This is a genomic window from Nostoc sp. EspVER01 (genome assembly GCF_034530635.1).
In the GTDB taxonomy this organism is placed as follows: Bacteria; Cyanobacteriota; Cyanobacteriia; order Cyanobacteriales; family Nostocaceae; genus Nostoc.
In genome coordinates this window covers 42,944-59,960 of record NZ_JAVRCS010000011.1, presented here as the reverse complement: position 1 = coordinate 59,960, position 17,017 = coordinate 42,944, and the positions used below count along the sequence as shown (strand labels likewise).

At 42.0% G+C, this 17,017-nt stretch carries 17 protein-coding genes; 5 read left to right on the top strand and 12 right to left on the bottom strand.

What is annotated here, in order from left to right:
* Positions 1-62: 62 nt before the first annotated feature.
* Positions 63-695, bottom strand: a complete 633-nt coding sequence (rplC, locus tag RMX69_RS12010) for a 50S ribosomal protein L3 (protein ID WP_289799260.1) — start codon at positions 693-695, stop codon at positions 63-65.
* A gap of 914 nt (positions 696-1,609) precedes the next feature.
* Here rplC and RMX69_RS12005 point away from each other — a divergent pair.
* The gene (locus tag RMX69_RS12005; RefSeq protein WP_289799259.1) at positions 1,610-2,086 is read left to right on the top strand and encodes an NAD(P)H-quinone oxidoreductase subunit N; all 477 of its coding nucleotides are present in this window, start codon (positions 1,610-1,612) and stop codon (positions 2,084-2,086) included.
* Between the two features lie 109 nt (positions 2,087-2,195).
* Here the strand turns inward: RMX69_RS12005 and RMX69_RS12000 are convergent, their stop codons facing one another.
* A complete protein-coding gene (locus RMX69_RS12000; protein WP_289799258.1) occupies positions 2,196-5,462 on the bottom strand; it encodes an efflux RND transporter permease subunit in 3,267 nt (1,088 codons plus the stop codon).
* Between the two features lie 62 nt (positions 5,463-5,524).
* Entirely contained in the window at positions 5,525-7,054 is a 1,530-nt protein-coding gene (locus RMX69_RS11995) for an efflux RND transporter periplasmic adaptor subunit (RefSeq protein WP_322637605.1), read from the bottom strand.
* A gap of 579 nt (positions 7,055-7,633) precedes the next feature.
* On the opposite strand from RMX69_RS11995, the gene RMX69_RS11990 reads away from it, so the two are divergent.
* Together RMX69_RS11990 and RMX69_RS11985 are read left to right on the top strand one after the other, a co-directional pair.
* The gene (locus tag RMX69_RS11990; RefSeq protein ID WP_289799256.1) at positions 7,634-8,173 is read left to right on the top strand and encodes a phycobiliprotein lyase; all 540 of its coding nucleotides are present in this window, start codon (positions 7,634-7,636) and stop codon (positions 8,171-8,173) included.
* A 263-nt stretch (positions 8,174-8,436) separates the two neighbouring features.
* Positions 8,437-8,751, top strand: a complete 315-nt coding sequence (locus tag RMX69_RS11985; RefSeq protein ID WP_289799255.1) for an RNA recognition motif domain-containing protein — start codon at positions 8,437-8,439, stop codon at positions 8,749-8,751.
* A 319-nt stretch (positions 8,752-9,070) separates the two neighbouring features.
* Here RMX69_RS11985 and RMX69_RS11980 read toward each other — a convergent pair whose 3' ends face one another.
* From RMX69_RS11980 to RMX69_RS11970, 3 genes are all read right to left on the bottom strand, one after another.
* A complete protein-coding gene (locus RMX69_RS11980; protein ID WP_289799254.1) occupies positions 9,071-9,247 on the bottom strand; it encodes a hypothetical protein in 177 nt (58 codons plus the stop codon).
* 313 nt (positions 9,248-9,560) lie between these two features.
* On the bottom strand, positions 9,561-10,319 hold the full coding sequence (locus RMX69_RS11975; protein WP_289799253.1) for a YebC/PmpR family DNA-binding transcriptional regulator: 759 nt from the start codon (positions 10,317-10,319) through the stop codon (positions 9,561-9,563).
* A gap of 175 nt (positions 10,320-10,494) precedes the next feature.
* Positions 10,495-12,063 (bottom strand): metallophosphoesterase family protein, encoded by a 1,569-nt coding sequence (locus tag RMX69_RS11970; RefSeq protein ID WP_289799252.1) that lies wholly within the window; start codon positions 12,061-12,063, stop codon positions 10,495-10,497.
* Positions 12,064-12,137: 74 nt separating this feature from the next.
* On the opposite strand from RMX69_RS11970, the gene RMX69_RS11965 reads away from it, so the two are divergent.
* Positions 12,138-12,281 (top strand): hypothetical protein, encoded by a 144-nt coding sequence (locus tag RMX69_RS11965; protein ID WP_322637604.1) that lies wholly within the window; start codon positions 12,138-12,140, stop codon positions 12,279-12,281.
* Positions 12,282-12,348: 67 nt separating this feature from the next.
* On the opposite strand, the gene RMX69_RS11960 is transcribed toward RMX69_RS11965, so the two are convergent.
* The 5 genes from RMX69_RS11960 to RMX69_RS11940 all read right to left on the bottom strand — a co-directional run bounded on the left by RMX69_RS11960 (position 12,349) and on the right by RMX69_RS11940 (position 15,179).
* Positions 12,349-12,774, bottom strand: a complete 426-nt coding sequence (locus RMX69_RS11960; RefSeq protein ID WP_289799251.1) for a type II toxin-antitoxin system VapC family toxin — start codon at positions 12,772-12,774, stop codon at positions 12,349-12,351.
* A 7-nt stretch (positions 12,775-12,781) separates the two neighbouring features.
* Positions 12,782-12,997: a hypothetical protein gene (locus RMX69_RS11955; RefSeq protein ID WP_289799250.1), complete on the bottom strand. Its 216-nt coding sequence runs from the start codon at positions 12,995-12,997 to the stop codon at positions 12,782-12,784.
* Between the two features lie 126 nt (positions 12,998-13,123).
* On the bottom strand, positions 13,124-14,356 hold the full coding sequence (locus RMX69_RS11950; protein ID WP_289799249.1) for a damage-control phosphatase ARMT1 family protein: 1,233 nt from the start codon (positions 14,354-14,356) through the stop codon (positions 13,124-13,126).
* A 186-nt stretch (positions 14,357-14,542) separates the two neighbouring features.
* A complete protein-coding gene (locus RMX69_RS11945) occupies positions 14,543-14,944 on the bottom strand; it encodes a hypothetical protein (RefSeq protein ID WP_322637603.1) in 402 nt (133 codons plus the stop codon).
* 10 nt (positions 14,945-14,954) lie between these two features.
* Positions 14,955-15,179, bottom strand: coding sequence for a hypothetical protein (locus RMX69_RS11940; RefSeq protein WP_322637602.1), 225 nt, complete (start codon positions 15,177-15,179; stop codon positions 14,955-14,957).
* Between the two features lie 575 nt (positions 15,180-15,754).
* On the opposite strand from RMX69_RS11940, the gene RMX69_RS11935 reads away from it, so the two are divergent.
* Positions 15,755-16,039, top strand: a complete 285-nt coding sequence (locus tag RMX69_RS11935; protein WP_289799246.1) for a DUF427 domain-containing protein — start codon at positions 15,755-15,757, stop codon at positions 16,037-16,039.
* A 133-nt stretch (positions 16,040-16,172) separates the two neighbouring features.
* Here RMX69_RS11935 and RMX69_RS11930 read toward each other — a convergent pair whose 3' ends face one another.
* Positions 16,173-16,841, bottom strand: coding sequence for a PEP-CTERM sorting domain-containing protein (locus tag RMX69_RS11930; RefSeq protein ID WP_289799245.1), 669 nt, complete (start codon positions 16,839-16,841; stop codon positions 16,173-16,175).
* Positions 16,842-17,017: the final 176 nt, after the last annotated feature.

Genomic DNA, 17,017 nt, shown 5'->3' with positions numbered 1-17,017 from the left:
TTGCCATTTGTCCTTAGCCAATGACTTTTGACTAATGACTTTTGACTAATGACTTTTTTTGACTATCCCACTATTTTTGCAGGCACAACACTTACTAGAGCGCCTGGTTTACCAGGTATAGCTCCCTTAATCAGCAATAAGTTGCGTTCTGGGTCAACTCGCACTATGGTCAGTTTGCGGATTGTAATACGTTTTCCACCCAAACGGCCTGCCATCCGCTTACCTGGATAGACACGACCGGGCGTTGTACCAGCACCAATAGAACCGGGCGCTCTGTGGTTTTTGGAACCGTGTGACATTGGTCCGCGACCAAAGTTGTTGCGCTTCTGGTTTCCCGCAAAGCCGCGACCAATGCTTGTGCCGACGACATCGACAATTTGACCAGCGCTAAAAATATCTGCTTTAATCTCTTGACCTAAAGCATAATCACTAGAGCTATCGGTGTGATATTCATTTAAGTGACGCAATGCTGGGGCAGATGATTTAGCCAAATGACCCAGTAGAGGTCTGTTTAGTGCCTTGGGTTTAACTTCGCCATAACCAACTTGAATGGCAAAGTAACCGTCGGTTTCTTTCGTTTTAACTTGTGTAACGGTGCATGGCCCTGCTTGAATGACAGTTACAGGAATAGATACTCCTGCTTCGTCAAATATTTGAGTCATGCCCAGCTTGGTGCCGAGAATACCTACAGACACAGTAACTGGTTCTCCTTTCTACTTGCTGACCTTGGAATTGGACTCTAGAGGACACGCTTTGTACGCATCAGTTTAGGCTGGGTTAGCCTGCGAAATTTGGAATGGCTTTAGTAAGCCGCTCCAAATGCTTTCGGACACAACAAACCGTGTCCGTACTGCTTGGTGAATCTGTTTAGCTTCACTCACTAGATCACCAGAACAGCCACAAGTTCCTTCATATTGGGAAGGGGTAACTTCTGGAATCAATGCAAGGCGCTACAGCTTTAAGCTGTGTGCAGCAATGCTTTCGTCCAAGCAATTGCTCTGGCACTTTCTGGAGGCAGCGCTGTCGGCGGGTTTTCCGATTTTTACACGCCCCAAGGGCGGCTTCCCGGAGATTGGCTACTGCCGTGTTGCAGTTGGACTTAAGCGGTTTTTACCGCCCAGTATCCGTTAACTGAGACTGACGTAATGCCATGAAACCAACATTGCTGCTCAGTCTTTACTTCCCTAAACACCTTAAACTATTGTTTAAGATTTTGCCTACTTTTTCAGAGGCACAGGAGTAAACCTACTCTGGAGCTTACATAAGCTCCAATGTTGACCTGAAAGCTTTTCTAGTTTACCAGTCTATGATCAATCTGAGTCAGATTATCCAATTTGGATTTATTCGTTAGTTTTTTATGCTAACACTACCCCAGAATGACAGTTGAGAAGTTCACTACTTTGCGTTTTTGGTCACAATCTAATAATATAAATTATTTATTTATGTTTGTCCAGTAATTTATAGAGTTATTTTTAGGGAGTGGGGACTGGGGACTGGGGAAGAAATAATTAATAGCCAATGCCCAATGCCCAATGCCCAAAAAAATGCTTTTAATCTATCGGTTCAGGGTAAATAATAGAGATATCTAAGTGGGATAAGACGAAAATCTATGGCACTAATTACCACTGGCAACGGTTTAATCCGCGATCTGGAAAAATTTGGCGCTCTTGGAGTGTATGTACCTCTGGAAGGGGGTTATGAAGGTCGATATCAGCGCCGACTACGGGCTGCTGGCTATACCACCCTTCACATTACCGCTAAGGGACTGGGTGACGTAGCTGCGTATCTCACAAGAATTCATGGAGTCAGACCTCCTCATCTTGGTAAAAAAAGTACTGGTAGCGGTGCAGCAGTAGGTCAGGTACACTATCTACCCCCAATTCTCAATTCTCATCTAGAACAGTTACCACCAAAGTCAAAGGGGCTGGTCTTGTGGATTATTGAAGGGCATATTCTTTCTAATGAGGAAGTTGAGTATTTAACGAATTTACCTCAGCTAGAACCACGAGTGAAAGTCATTATTGAGAGAGGTGGCGATCGCGCTTTCCGTTGGACTTCTCTAGAAAAAACTCTGTTAGCTAGCTAACAGTTACAAAAGTGAGGAAGGTATGAATTTTAACTCATAACTTCCTCACTCTTGAGATATTGGCAATTATTGATCAAACCAGAAGCTCTATGTGCAACTTAAATGCTCATTAGTTTGTAAGTTTTTTGGTAAATCCCTGCAACCGGATTAACACTGGCTTCGCCCAATTTCCACCCAGCAAATCGTGCAACAGGGTATAAAAACAGGGAATGATAAACAGCGTCAGCACTGTTGCCAAAGATAAGCCCGAAAACACTACCACGCCTAATGGTTGCAGAAATTCTGAACCTTCCCCAATTCCTAAGGCTAGGGGAAACATACCTAAAACAGTGGTAATGGTTGTCATTAATATTGGTCGTAGGCGTTGAGGAGCCGCTTTCAAAATCGCAGTTTTCCGGTCAACTTTTTCCCGTTCGAGAATTTGATTGGCCAATTCCACCATGATGATGGCGTTATTAACTACAATACCCACCAGTAAAACCGCGCCGACAATCACTGTCGCACCAATGGCAGTTTTGGTGATGTAAAGTCCAAAAATCCCCCCAGCTAATGCCAAGGGAATTGTAAACATAATTACTAGCGGGTCGATGAGGGAATTGTATTGCACCGCCATCACCACAAAGACTAAAAAGGCAGCTAATCCACCTAATAGTTGTAGTGAGCTTTGGAGTTGCTGATTAGATTCTGCTGCTGAACTGGGTAAGCGGCTAACACCTTCAGGTAAATCTAGACTATCTAGTACCGTACTGACCTGTTCTAGGGCCTCACTAAGGCTAGCTCCCTGTGTTAAGTTGCCAGCAATTAAGAAAACCTGACGCTGGTTGATTCGCTGAACTTCTCCTGGGGCTTGAGCTTCAGCAATTTTGGCAACATCACTCAAGCGAATTTGGCGATTGTTATCGACAAACAACGGCAACCTCTGCAACTGAGAAGCTGCTTGCAATGATTTTTCATTCAACTTGACGCGAACATCGACTAAACGGTTGCCGCGTTGCAACTGAGTTGGTACGCTACCTTCAAGAGCAGTCTGAATTGTTTCCCCAATTTGTGTGGTAGTTAAACCCAAAGCTGAAACTCTCTCCCAATCAGGAAGAATCTGAATTTCTGGTTGGCGATCGTCTGCATCGGGACGAAATCTAGCTAGTGTAGCTTGTTCTTCCAAGGCTGCTAGTACCTGACGACCAGCTTCTTCTAAATTATTTACGTCATTTCCCTGAAGCATCACGTCAACATCAGCACCACGGATCGGAGAGTTGCTGAGAATCAAACCCCGTACTTGACCGGGGGAAAGACGCAGGCGAATTCCTGCTAAATTTAGCTTGTTCAACTCTTGGGTAACTCGTTCTACATAAGCTTGGACATTAGTACCCGCCTTCAAGGTAATATTGCTGGAAGCTCGTAGGGCATTAGCATTGGTAGTGTTCCCAAAGAGGGAGCCACCAATTGTAGAGAAAACATATTCTGTTTCTGGCTGCTTGCGGATAATCTCATCCACCGCAACCATTACTTTTTGGTTGGTTTCTAAAGGTGTACCGGGAGGAAATTGGGCGTTTAAGTTGGCTTGTCCGGTGTTGATGCGGGGGAGAATTTCTTGGGGAATTTGCGGAGCCATCCACAAACTGCCGCCGCCAAAAAGGATAATAGCGATCGCTACCGTAACCAATCGCCAGCGTAATATCCCAGCTAAAAAACTGCCGTATCCTCTCGTAGAAGCATCAAAGCGGTTATTAAACTTTTGCAAAAGCCAAAATTCGCTCAGACGGCTGGAAAACTTCCATGCCAACATCCGGGAAGCAAGCATTGGTACAACGGTTACGGCAATCAAAATTGAAGCTGCAACTGAAAAGGTGATGGTGAGAATTAACTCATTAAATAGTAGTGCGATAAAACCGCCGATCAGCAAAAACGGTAATACAGCTACCAAGTTTGTACTAGTAGAAGCAATTAAAGCTGATTCTACTTCTTGGCTACTTTTTTCTGCTTGATAAATTAGTTGCTGCGAATTCAAGCTGGTTCTATTATCCTTACCGGGAGTCATCCCAGCCCCTTCGGCAATGTTCTCTAACATGACGATGGAGTTATCTACCACAATACCCACACCCAGCGCTAGACCACCCAAACTAAAAACGTTGATAGATAAGCCAAATAGCCCCATCAAGATGATGGCAGCTAGGGTTGCTAAGGGGATGGCTAGGACGATGATGAAAGTTTGTCGTAGAGAACCAAGAAATAGGAGAACTGCGATCGCAGCTAGTCCAGTACCAATCAACCCAGAACTGGTAACATTGGAGATAGAGTTGCGAATAAACCGCGACTCATCCAAGGTGGGTGTAAGAATTGTCCCTTCGGGAATTACCCCAGATTGCCGGAGTTCTTCCAAGCGTTTTTTCACACCTTCAACAACGTTAATGGTGTTAGCATCGGGCTGCTTTTGGATGCTGACTTTTACAGCTTCTTCCCCGTTGAGTAGAACGTACACCCGTTGTTGTTCTGAGCCATCAATGACTTCAGCAAAGTCACGCAAATAGACGCGGCGGTTGGGGACTGGGGATTGGGTACTGGCGAGTGGGGACTGGGTACTGGTGACTGGGGAAGAAGGAGCAGAAGAGACTTCAAAAGAAAGATTGCTAATTTCATTGGCATTTTGGAACCGCCCAACGGTACGGGTTAAGGGTTCAGAATTCTGCCCTAAAATCCGACCACCAGAAATATCTATGTTGCGATCTCTGAGTTCATCTAGGACATCGGTTAAACCTACACCCAAAGCTTGCAACCGATCCAAATCAATATTTACCCTAACTTCTTCTTGAACTCCTCCCGATATATCTACCCCTGCAACTCCAGATACAACACTCAGTTCGCGGGCTAGTTCTTCTTCGGCAAAAACGCGCAAATCAACGCCTTCTAGAGAGGGCGAAGTTAATGCCAATTCGTAAACTGGCAATTGGGAAGGATCAACTTTAAATAAGCGTGGTTCTTCGATGGCGTCTGGTAATGTGCTTCTAGCTCTGTTAAAAGCAGCTGTCGCATCGTTTAAAGCTTGGTCAATATTGCCACCTGGTTGAAAGAACAGATCCAAATTTATCTGTCCCTCACGAGTTTGGGAAAAAATCTGTACCACACCCTCGGTAGCCGCAAAGGCTTCTTCTAGGGGTCTGGTAACTTCATCAACTGCTACCTCTGGGGAAATCCCAGGTGCTTGTATTCGCACACCAATTCGAGGATAGGTAATTGATGGTAGTAAATCCACGGGTAACTTTACAACAAAAAATACACCCATGACTATCACTGCCAACGTCAGCATGAGTGTGCCGATGTGTTGGCGGATTGATATAGCACTGATACTAAATCCGCCGCCGTTTTTTACTTGCTGCATTACTGTCGCTGCGCTCCAATTAAAAAGGCAAAATGGAAAATTCCAAAAGACATTTTGAATTTTTAATTCCCTTTAGGGGATGACTCTGCTGTTTCGGAAAGAATTGATAAACGTACAGCGGCTCCATCTTTTAGGGGTTGACCAGTGCGAACAACATAGCGCTCCCCGATTTGTAAGCCAGATAGAATTTCAACTTTGCCATCAACCCTTTTTCCTAAAGTGACAGCACGTGCTGCTACTTTCGTCTTGCCTTCTGTGTCTTTGACTACAAATAGTGTTCCAGATGGGTTTTCTTGCTCTCCACCTGCTCTTTTTGCTGCCCCTGTTCCTTTTGCTGCCCCGGCTTGTTTTTGAATAGCTGTTTGTGGCACTACTACTCGCTGTTGAGTCTGAGTTTCAAAATTGACTCGCGCCAGTAATCCGCTACCAATCTTCCCTTGATTGTTGGGAATCACTACCTCTACAGGTATCAAACGAGCTGTGGCATCGGCAGCTGGGGAAATGCGCGTAACTCTGCCAATTAATGTTTCGTTGGGGAAGGCATCTAAGCGGACTTGTACAGACTGCCCAACTTGAATTTGTGCCAGTTCTAATTCGGAAACTTGCACAACGACTTTGACACGGTTAAAGTCACCAATTTTCAAGACTTCGCTACCTGCTTGCAGAAGATTGCCCGGTTCTGTCACCTTTTCTGTGACTACGCCAGTAATGGGGGATGTGAGTCGAGCATAAGACCTCCGCTCTTTGGTTTGGGCAACCAATGCCTGTTGGGCAAGTACTCTACCTTGGGCAGCAGCGACGGCTTGCTGTTCTGTGCGGACTTGCTCTTGGGCTGCCCGTAGTGCCTGGGCGGCTGTTTGCGCCTGTGTACGTGCTTGTTCGGCAGATTGTTGGGCGATCGCTCCGGCTTTGAATAGATCCTGTTGTCGTCTTGAGTCTGCCTGAGCTTGTACCACTTCTAGCCGCGCCCGTTCTACGTCTGCACGAGCATTGCTTACTTGATTGGTTGCCCTAGCTACTTCGGATTTCAGGGCTGCTAGTTCTGCTTCTGCTTGCTTTAATTCGGTCAAAAGTATGGCATCATCTAACTGCCCGACGTTTTGCCCTTGTTTTACCGTATCGCCCACATCTAAGTTCAAAGCCAACAACCGGGCTTCTACTTGCGATCGCACTGATATAATCCGAAAAGGTGTTGTATTACCTGTGTATTCTGGTTGTGTTTGCAGCGAGTCAGTTCGAGCGATCGCCGCATCTACAGGTGTTCCACCACCGCGTTCTCTACCACCAGGTTGCTGAGATTGTGCTCCTGCTGATTCCTTGGGCAGTGATCCGCAACTCGCCGTCAACAGTCCTATACCCACCAAACAGGGAATCAATAAACTTCTTACAGAATTGGAAGAAAGGGAATAATTTCTTTCTTTCCCTTTTTCACTTATTGCACAAGTGCTGTTTGCAAGAAGTCTACTCTTTAAATCTGCGGTAGCCACTTCAGTTTTCACAACTGAATCTAACTGGATATTAATTAGCTTTTTAGCGACTACTGGATCTGTCATTTTCACCTGTTTGTGCGGCTTATTTGTGTCCAAAATCATTCATTTTTCTCCTATTGGGGAGCTTTTGGGGTTAAACAGCCGTGTTTTAATCAAGTAATTTTGAGAGATATCATTAACAAAAAACGGCGAGAATGAATAAGCTGTATGACAGTAGTTTTTTGCATCAAAAACTACTGTTTTCCCACAAAAGTCCAAAACTTCTCACCGCTCTACTTCTGACGCAGAGGTAGATAATCTTCTTGCAGTTAACAAATTATAAACTTAGTATAAATATTTGTCATTTTTCTCGAATCTACCCATAGGCTAAATCTGGCTTTTTCTAAAGATATGAGCCAAAAAGTTTCGTATTCTAACATAATGGGCAGTCTTAAAAAATGATTTTTTATACATTCAATACTAGATTCTATTCTACTGCAACTTTTAGTATTTACAGTACTTAAAAGTGTTAAAAATATTAAAGATTTATTGCTTTTTATGTCTATAATGTAATGGCAAACACTATTTTTTCTTACCCCCTTGCGTAAGATGGCGAGAGACAGAGCAATCAGTGTTATGGCAACAACAGCAAGAATTAGCTTTTGCCAAAAATATATTTGGATTAGGTGAGGAAGGTAAGACGTGACATCTCTGTTAAAAATTGCACAAACTGCTGATGAATCCCAGATTTCCGAATTTTTCCAAGAATCAGCGGGTAATTGGCGATCGCAACGGCGTTACTACACCCTACCCAAGGGAGAAACCAAGGAGATGGAGAGTATCGTTACGATCAATTTTCTTGAGCAGGGCTGTGATGAATTGCAAAAGCTAGCTCAGATGCACGATTTGGCTGATACGGGTAGTTTGATCTGTGGTGCAGCAGTAACATGGGAAAGTATGGATGTGCTTAAGGACAGGAAAGAGTCGCAAGGTTCAACAATATTTGGAGCTTTAGGAAATATTTTGTACCGCGATCGCGGCTTTGCTATATCTAAACCAGTCACCGCCCAGTATTATTTCTCCAACCCTAAAACAATGTGTTTGCGAACTGAGTATAACGGTTCGGTCTTTGAAGAAGAGTTAAAGCTAATTGGCAGCAAATACCGCACCAGGCAAAGCATTATCTCCCGTGCTGGTGAGCAGTTGATGATTGGTCAATATTTAGAAAAGAGAGTGGATTAGTCGATCTCGTGGGTGCGGTTCACTTGGCCTCACCCGTTTTTAAACCAGCCAGGATCTAGCTATTAACCACTTACATAACTTTTTATAACAGTTTTTCAAACTTTTACCCAGAAATTTGCTTCCTATGTCATCATGGGAAGTGAAATGAGAATTAATTCGGCGACAGTGTTTGTTTTTAGTATTGACAGGCTTTTTCCTTTTGGTATTACAGACTTCTCTCCGAAATCTAAATCTCTACAAACTTATGATTTTGGAGACATTTGATGTCAATTTACGTTGGTAACCTCTCCTATGATGTTACACAAGATGCGCTAAGTGCTGTATTTGCAGAATATGGTGCTGTAAAGCGTGTTCAACTACCCACTGACCGTGAAACAGGTCGTTTACGCGGTTTTGCTTTCGTAGAAATGAGTTCAGAAGATGAAGAAACAAAAGCCATTGAAGCTCTTGATGGTGCTGAATGGCTTGGTCGTGACCTCAAAGTAAATAAAGCCAAGCCCAAAGAAGACAGAAGTGGTGGTTCCTTTGGGAACCGTGGTGGTGGCGGCGGCTACAACCGCAGCAACAACCGCTATTAAGCTTAATTGAATTTAGAAAAGGCTCAGGCAGGAATGCTTGAGTCTTTTTTATGCAAAATGATCGCTACTAATGATATTTTGCGATCGCTTTAACTTTGATTTTTATGAGACGATCGCACCCTTGAGCAAGTTAATTAGGGACTTCCAAATAAAAAAATATTCAATATTGGATAATTTATTTCTTGGAGTTCCCTTAAAAAAAACCCGCTGATTGGTAGGGATTCCAGCGGGGTTAAATAATACAGTTATCTTTTCAGAGAAACCAACACTAAACTTGATTACAGAGCTACTAGAAACTTTTACGATTAATAGTAACTATTTATAAGTGTTTATGAACTAGTTTTTTAGCATGATGTCTGTGATGCTTAGTGTGATGAACTTTAGCAGATTTTACGCTAGTATGATGGATAGTTTTAGCTTGAGCTTGAGATGCAAAAGCGGTTACAGGTGCAGCAAAAATTAGAGCCAAAAGTAAAGCTTTAGCGAACTTATTCACTTGAAAATCCTCATCAGGTAATCAACAATTTAACTATCCAATAGACGTATGTCATCAGTTTGTAATTGAGATGAATCTTTCATGTCTATTTTTACATTCGTCAAATATAGGATTTACTCGGTTAAGGCAAGAGATGCAATGAATCGCCGTCTCTACAATCTAGAATTTTCATCAAAAAAGCTTAATTGAATTGTATGGGCTTACGTGGAATACTTAGCTAAAAAATACTTGCTGGCATTTCAATCTTCAATGTAACAATTTGGACATCATCCAAATAACTGTAATTTGGCTATGATACTTGGGTTAATTTTGATTAGGAAATGGTGATAGACATCAATTCTTCTGATATTTCAAAGTTAGCTGTGACATTTTGCACGTCATCCAAGCCTTCTAGAGTATCAATTAACTTGAAAAGCGATCGCGCCTGATCAGGATCGGTAACTTCTACACTATTACTAGGAATCCAGCGCAATTCAGCATCAGTTACCTTAAAGCCTTGATTTTTGAGTGTCTGACTAAGGGTTTCTAAATTTCCAATATCAGTAAAAACCTCAGCCATCTCATCTTCAGTCATTTCATAAGACTGGGCACCGCCTTCGAGGGATGCTTCTAAAAGCTGTTCTTCGTCAAGTACACCCTGCACAACACAAACGCCTTTTTGTTCAAACATCCAGCTAACGCAACCTGTTTCACCAAGATTGCCACCATTTTTACTAAAAGCTACACGCAAGTCAGCAGCAGTGCGATTGCGATTATCTGTGAGGGCTTCGATTAAAATCGCTACACCACCAGGGCCATAACCTTCGTAGCGAATCGCTTCAAAAGTAGCACTATCGCCGCCAAAAGTGCCTGCACCTTTAGCGATCGCTCGTTCAATATTATCATTGGGAATACTTGCAGCCTTTGCCTTGTCAACTGCTGTACGAAGTTGAAAATTCAGTGCCGGATCTGGGACGCCGCTTCTAGCCGCAACGATAATTGCCCGCGATAACTGAGTAAAGGTTTTTCCCCTTTTTGCATCTACTACCGCTTTTTGGCGCTTAATATTTGCCCATTTACTGTGTCCTGCCATAATTTGAGATGATCGTAACTCTATTTAAGATTAGGATATACCTAGCTTTTGTCTCAATGCAAAGGTGCATTTGGTAAAACACCAACAGAATCACTCAAAGCAATCCAGCAGCACTGAGATTTGATTTTTAAATGAGATGGGGAATGATGTAGTTCAATTACTTACCGTATCCCATTTAAATAACAAAAGGTTCCAGTTCTGTGTTATGCCACTCTTGTTCAAACCGTTCAGTAATCAACGGTCTAATGATAAACTTGGGCGGGCTACCATCCAGAACATCAATCCGCACACATGAATAGGGCAGTCGGTTCTGGAAATTGTAATTATGACGGCCTACAAATAGCGTTGAATCTGCAACTTTCCGAGTGGGTTTACCTGCAATCTCAGCAAAAGTTTCCATCAATTCAGTCCCTTCTCGCCGTTGATAGCGGGGACGATGACCGCTGCCACCAGAGATAATACAGTTAATATGCGAGTCTGCAAATCCGGTGTCAGTTGTGCAAAGATGCTCCAAACAGTGAGCGTGACCGTTTAAAATCAAATCGACTATGGGACGTTCTTTAATTAGAGTACCAAGAGTTTCTGCCACTTGTTCAAATACCCAGCGCAAACGGTGACGAACTGCCAAGGTTTGGGCCTGATTCCACTTGGTAGCTTCTGTGACGTAGGGAGGATGGTGGAAAAAGATTACACGTCCACGCACTTCGGAGGTGTTCCAAGATTCGATTAGTCTGCTTCGCAACCATTCAAGTTGTTCAAAATCGATCGCAGGCATTTGATGAGATGCTAGTTGTTTTTCAATGTCGATTTTGATTTCGTTTATTTGGTCTAATTTGGCACTAAAGTCATCAAGTAGTTCGGCTTCGGTGGGTTTATCTGGGTTGAGTTTATCGCATATTCCCAAAATCTCCAATTCTTCTCGATCTATTTCCTGGCGACGCTTTTGTAATTCCCGACGGTAAATTTCTCCCTCTTGAGTTGCAGGTAAAGGTGATGGTGTATTAAAGGTATTAGAATCGAGTGCAAAAAAGTCAATCCCGCCGTAACGAAAGGTGTAATAGCGATTGGGTAAACGGGTAAACTGTCCAGGTTCATAACGCAAACAGCGCCCTGTGTCGGTCTTTGCAGTGTAGTGCCGATCTAAATGACGTTCTAACTCTTGTGGAGACATCGCTTGAGTGTAGTCCATAAATGCCCGTGCATAAGCATTACCTTGATACGATCCATGCCAGCCAATCTCGATATCTTTGTAGCGGAACAGGCGACGTAGTGACGATGTTGTGCCAGTAAATAAACGGTACATCAACGGTACATCGTAGTAATCATGATTACCAAGTACTGGCAAGAACGGCAGATTAAACACCATACGGTCATAAGGAATGCCTTTCGGGTTGTCACCATCGACAAGAAATTCCCGGTAAGGCTCAATAAAGTTTGTTGAATAATATTCTTGGGAACCCACCACATAGATTACATCGCCAGTGTGCAACACAAAGCTGCAATCATCGCGGTGAGTCAGCATCAGTTCGGCAACTTTTCGTTGGGGATGGTGTCGAGAATGAGATTTAGTGCCGGAATCGCCGATAACCATAAAGGAAAATTCTGGATTATCTTGCCTGCGATCGTCAATAACTAGACTGGTTTGGTCAATTCCCCGTTGCACAAAACTTGGATGCATCCACCGCACCCGTTCCTTCATCTTTTGAATTTTTACAGGAATCGGTGGATCGGAAATCAATTTCATGGCTGATAACTCTTGAATGCCTAATGCACACACCGATTGTAACGAAATATTTAATTGTCATTTGTGAATAACCAATGCCCAATGTCCGAATGGCACTAAGAAAAGCCGAAAGGCTTGTTTCATCTCGTTCCCAGTTTGAAGACTGGGAATGTCTTCCCAGAGGCAGAGCCTCTGGTCAAGCTACTGGAGGCGGAGCCTCCAGGCTGGGAACCAGTTAGGGCAAAGCTTATAGCTTTTCTTAGTGCCATTCCCCCATGTAGCATATCTAATGCTCAATCCCCAATCCTACGGCAAATTTTCTCGCAGTAATGCTCGAAAGCCTGCTTGTTGAAAATGCTCATCGGCAGTTAGTGCTTCAGTGATGCCGCTATATTGCATAACAATAAAAGATACGCAATCGACAAATCCCCATTCTTTCTCTGTTCGTTCGCGATATAGCTGGAAAGCACGTTCGTAAAGTTCTTGGGAAAGGGGGACAATTTCGACTTTGGAGTCTGCTACTAGAGAATTTAATAATATGATTGCCGCCTGACGATAAGGTTGTTGGGATAAGGCATTGCCAATTTCCAACATCACCGCCTGTGTTGTCACCAAACGAGTTTCTGCTACTTGTAACATTTTAGCCAGATGTAAGGCTCGGTCATGCAAGCGATCGCTCGGCGCAGATAAGGCAATGGCAAATGATGTATCAAGAAAGACTTCAGAATGCATGAAAAGTTTATTTACTGTACAAATATTTATCTATATTGGCAGACCAGTCAGGCGGCCCTTCGAGGTTGAGCGATCGCGCCGTTTGCAAAAATGATACCGTTTCATGTTCGCTGGGCGGTAAAATTTCAATACTGATTCGCACGCGGGTATTAATTGGCAGTGCGATCGGTTCAGACGGATAGAACACTTGGCCATTAAACACAGCTGTGATTTTTTCTACCATTTTCCTTAGAAAGTTCTTCTAGTCTATCCTAAGCTGCTTGTAATGATACGGGTAGGGTAGACGACCCTATAAGTAGTGAAGATACGTATATTTGTTTTACAAATTATCTCGATTTTTCAAAATTGCCTAAATCACCAACTGAATCACACCCCACTGTCCATTTGTCAACCAAGAAGAGTCAGATTTTGCTACTTTCTCAATAACTTCTGGTTTTAAACCAACTGCTACTTCTGACTTTAGGGTGCGTAGAGCTACCATTGGCACGGGTAGGTAGCAGACTATATCTGCAATGTTGGTGCTAAAATTCCAATGGCGATCGCCTAGTAATCGGCGATAATTGGCATCTCCTTTGACTATAACCAAACTCGCATTGGCTAACTCATTTTTGAGGGAGTTGGGTATTTCCCAAAAGGCTAAAGGTGATGTCCAAAAGTAATCTTCAGATAGTACTAAACGCCCTGATGCAATATTGTTTTGCAGTCTTTGGGTAAAGGATGTAAGTTGTTGATTTCCAGTAGCGGCTAAAAAACTTATTGTGTCATGTACATCCTTAATCATGGCATCAGATACAAAAGTCGGATGTGGCTTTAAGTGTAGATAAACCCGATTAGCCAATCCGCTACTTAATAAAAAATCCACTAAAAATAAATCACAAACAAGTTCAAAACCAGCATTGTCTACAACAAAATCAATCCGTCCCCCTTGAGAATTGGTTAATAATTCCGTAACTTGGGAGGCATCATTTACTAAGATATGAGCTAGTTGGGTTTGAATATCAAAACGACTGCGATCGCTCTCGGATGCTGACCATAAACTCAAGTCAACTCGATTTCCCCACAAAGCAAAATATAACAGTGCGATTAAAGCTGTTTGATTTGATTCTCCCTTCAGTTGGGAATTATTTAACCAATTGTTAGCCCGATCGCACAATAGAATAATCGAATCTAAAGATGCTTCTAAACTTTGAGACTTTTGTAACTCAAATGGATCGACACCTTGCCAGACACCAGGGCAAAAATAATTAGTAATTTCTAGTATTAGCCGAAAAAAATAAGTTTCGGCAAAAAACCAAGGAACATCTAGCCAACGCTGACCTTTGTATAATTCTAAATATGTATTCCAGGCTGAAAAATCTACAGCAGTCTTATCAAAAAGAGGTTGCACATATCCTGCTGGCAATTCTCTAGCTAGGTTTTCTAAGCTAGTATTAATTTCAAACGAGAAATTATTTTCAGCGATAACTTTGCGAGCGATCGCAGGCATTCGTTGAGTAACTGTATACTCAGTAAAAGAACCAACTTCTGACCCCAAAAGAGACGGTGGTATGGGTAATTTGGGGATGTGGGATATATTCGCCACAAACTTTGATTTTCCTCATCTTTTCAGTTATTTTAACTCCGTATGCGACTTTCTTTCAAATTTAATCAACTCAAAAGTGGCACAAATCGCCGTCAAGACGAAAGACTGATTATTGTAGAGACGGCGATTTATCGTGTCTAGAGTTATAGGGAGACGCAAAGCTGGATTTCAGCACTCCTAAATTGTCTATTGTGAATCATTAATATCGCCAAATGATTTCATCTGTAACTCGACTGCGTTGACGTAACCTCGATCGTTCAAAACTTCCGCTGGTAACTTATTAGCCCTGATAGCAGCCTTAACCACATCTTTTGCAGTCAAGTATCCGGTTTGGTATCTGAATAACAAAGTGCCCCCACTGGGAATACCCTGCTCTCTTAAATAACCTTGATAAGCGAGAAAGGCAATATTAAAGGGTTGCAGATATTTAGTATCTGTAGGATTTTTAGGTAAAGTATTAGAGTTGACATCTGTATTTATTTGTTTACCACCATTATTGGTATTAACTGTTTGAGCGCCAGCAATTCCCGGCATAAAAACCATAGAAGTAATGATAAATGCAGAATTGAGCAAAGTTGTGAATTTCATGATTTTATCCTTATTCAAAATTACCAAAACCCATCATGTAATAGGCAATAGAAGCAGTATCAAAAGGTTTGAGATAATTGGCATTCGTGGAATAGCTAAAGGAAGTATCAGAGTTTACGGCTGTGTTTATTGATGGACTATTGTGATTTTTGGCTTGATTAAGGCAAGTGATTTTAGGCATAGAGTTAATCCAAGCAATAATATGTGCAGATTTTAACGAGTTTGTGAATTTCATAGAGTTATCCTCAATTAGAACAAAATGCAATTGCAATCAGTATTCTCTAGTAATAGAGTCCACTTTTTTATTAATCTCAACCTTTTAGGTCGGTTCATTTGATAAGTTGATTTGTTAATTACTCAAACGGGTTAGTCAAATTCCCCCAAATTGGAGAAATTGAACATTATGAGCAGTTTTAGTCAGAACTTAAAAGATGTAAAATATGTTAAATAAAATCTTTAGCTGACAAGCATTTCTAGAAAATGCGTTAGCGTCGCTCACCGCAGGCATAGCTTACTCACATATTTAGATATTTTTTGCTTCGAGGCTATTAACCGAAATTTAACTTTGTTTTGGCTAATAAACTTTCCATACCAATATGCTAGAAAATCTTTATGATGTAAGCAAATGCTTTTAATTTTCAAATTGATAAATAAAAGTGATTGTAATTAATATCTAGAGGAAAATCCTGTAATTCATTGCCTCTTCATGACTTCTGAACTATTTTGGCAGCGTCACGGTTCCATAAATTCACTACAAATAAGCTGATAGTGTCAAAATGTTATATGTATAGTTTATTTACAAAGTCATTTATGCCGAAAGCAATTTGGAATGGAGTTGTTTTAGCCGAGAGTGATAATACTGTAGTTGTCGAGGGAAACCATTATTTCCCTGTTGACACCATTAACAAGCAGTACTTTACTGAAAGTAACACTCACACTACTTGTCCTTGGAAAGGTGTTGCCAGTTACTACAGTATCGAAGTTGAGGGGCAAACCAATAAAGATGCTGCTTGGTATTATCCCAGTACCAAGGAGAAGGCTAAGAATATTGAAGGTTATGTGGCCTTCTGGAAGGGTGTAAAAGTCGAGGCTTAAGAAAGGTTCCTGGAATTATTTTAGTTTCAGGTAATTGATATTATGTCTGACTAATTGCCCATTAAATAATTAGCCCGCACAAACGGGCTAATTATTTAAACTATTTCATCTACAAACTTGTTTGAATAAGTAATTATACTTTCGCCTTGCGAAATACTACTTGCTTTCTCTTCACCAGCCAAGTCAGACTACCAGCAAGTATAATACCAGCGATCGCACTTGGTTCGGGTACTGGTTTCGATAGAATAGCACCAGGGTTCAATATCAAAGTACCAGAGTTGATAGTTATGTTGCCTGCTGATCCTGAATTAATATTACCAGCAGCGATCGCACTTGTTTCAGGCACTCTTCTCAAAATCAGGTTAGAGGTTGTAAGAGTTATGTTACCTCCTGCTCCTGAATTATTATTGCTATCATCAGCGATCGCGCTTGGTTTGCGTACTGGTTTCAATATAATAAGGTCAGGGATTGTAAGAGTTATGTTACCTCCTAATCCTGAATGATTGCTACCAGCAGCGATCGCGCTTGGTTGGGGTACTGGTTTCGATATAATAGCACCGGGTCTGACTGTAAGAGCATTGGTTGTAATAGTTAGGGTGCCTGCTGCTCCTGAATTCTTGCTACCACCCTTAATATAGAGTTTATCAGTAGAGATAGTTAAATTGCCGCCGATAGTGATGCTATCGAGAGCCGCCGTCAAGGTAGCAGCTTGTACTGATTCCACTTCCATTATCATCCAACCCAGAGCAACGGTTGTGGAAATAGCTTGAGCGATAGCCTTTTTTTTATTGTTTTTTATCACCTAAAAATCCTCGGATTAATTTTTCAAAATTAAAAAAATCTCGGATATTAATCTTGTTTCTGGCAGTTTGAGGAACTCTGCTAAAAAGATTGATTTGTGCAGCGTGGTTGTCATAGCTGTGCAAATGCCATATTTGATTGGAATCTTAGCATTTTCTGTCCTGGGATTTTAGGAAG

Excerpts from the sequence above, each read along its gene's own strand:
- RMX69_RS12005 (WP_289799259.1), top strand. The coding sequence starts at position 1,610 with ATGGCACTAATTACCACTGGCAACGGTTTAATCCGCGATCTGGAAAAA.
- RMX69_RS12000 (WP_289799258.1), bottom strand. The coding sequence starts at position 5,462 with ATGCAGCAAGTAAAAAACGGCGGCGGATTTAGTATCAGTGCTATATCA.
- RMX69_RS11995 (WP_322637605.1), bottom strand. The coding sequence starts at position 7,054 with ATGATTTTGGACACAAATAAGCCGCACAAACAGGTGAAAATGACAGAT.
- RMX69_RS11985 (WP_289799255.1), top strand. The coding sequence starts at position 8,437 with ATGTCAATTTACGTTGGTAACCTCTCCTATGATGTTACACAAGATGCG.
- RMX69_RS11975 (WP_289799253.1), bottom strand. The coding sequence starts at position 10,319 with ATGGCAGGACACAGTAAATGGGCAAATATTAAGCGCCAAAAAGCGGTA.
- RMX69_RS11970 (WP_289799252.1), bottom strand. The coding sequence starts at position 12,063 with ATGAAATTGATTTCCGATCCACCGATTCCTGTAAAAATTCAAAAGATG.
- RMX69_RS11965 (WP_322637604.1), top strand. The coding sequence starts at position 12,138 with ATGCCCAATGTCCGAATGGCACTAAGAAAAGCCGAAAGGCTTGTTTCA.
- RMX69_RS11960 (WP_289799251.1), bottom strand. The coding sequence starts at position 12,774 with ATGCATTCTGAAGTCTTTCTTGATACATCATTTGCCATTGCCTTATCT.
- RMX69_RS11955 (WP_289799250.1), bottom strand. The coding sequence starts at position 12,997 with ATGGTAGAAAAAATCACAGCTGTGTTTAATGGCCAAGTGTTCTATCCG.
- RMX69_RS11945 (WP_322637603.1), bottom strand. The coding sequence starts at position 14,944 with ATGAAATTCACAACTTTGCTCAATTCTGCATTTATCATTACTTCTATG.
- RMX69_RS11940 (WP_322637602.1), bottom strand. The coding sequence starts at position 15,179 with ATGAAATTCACAAACTCGTTAAAATCTGCACATATTATTGCTTGGATT.
- RMX69_RS11935 (WP_289799246.1), top strand. The coding sequence starts at position 15,755 with ATGCCGAAAGCAATTTGGAATGGAGTTGTTTTAGCCGAGAGTGATAAT.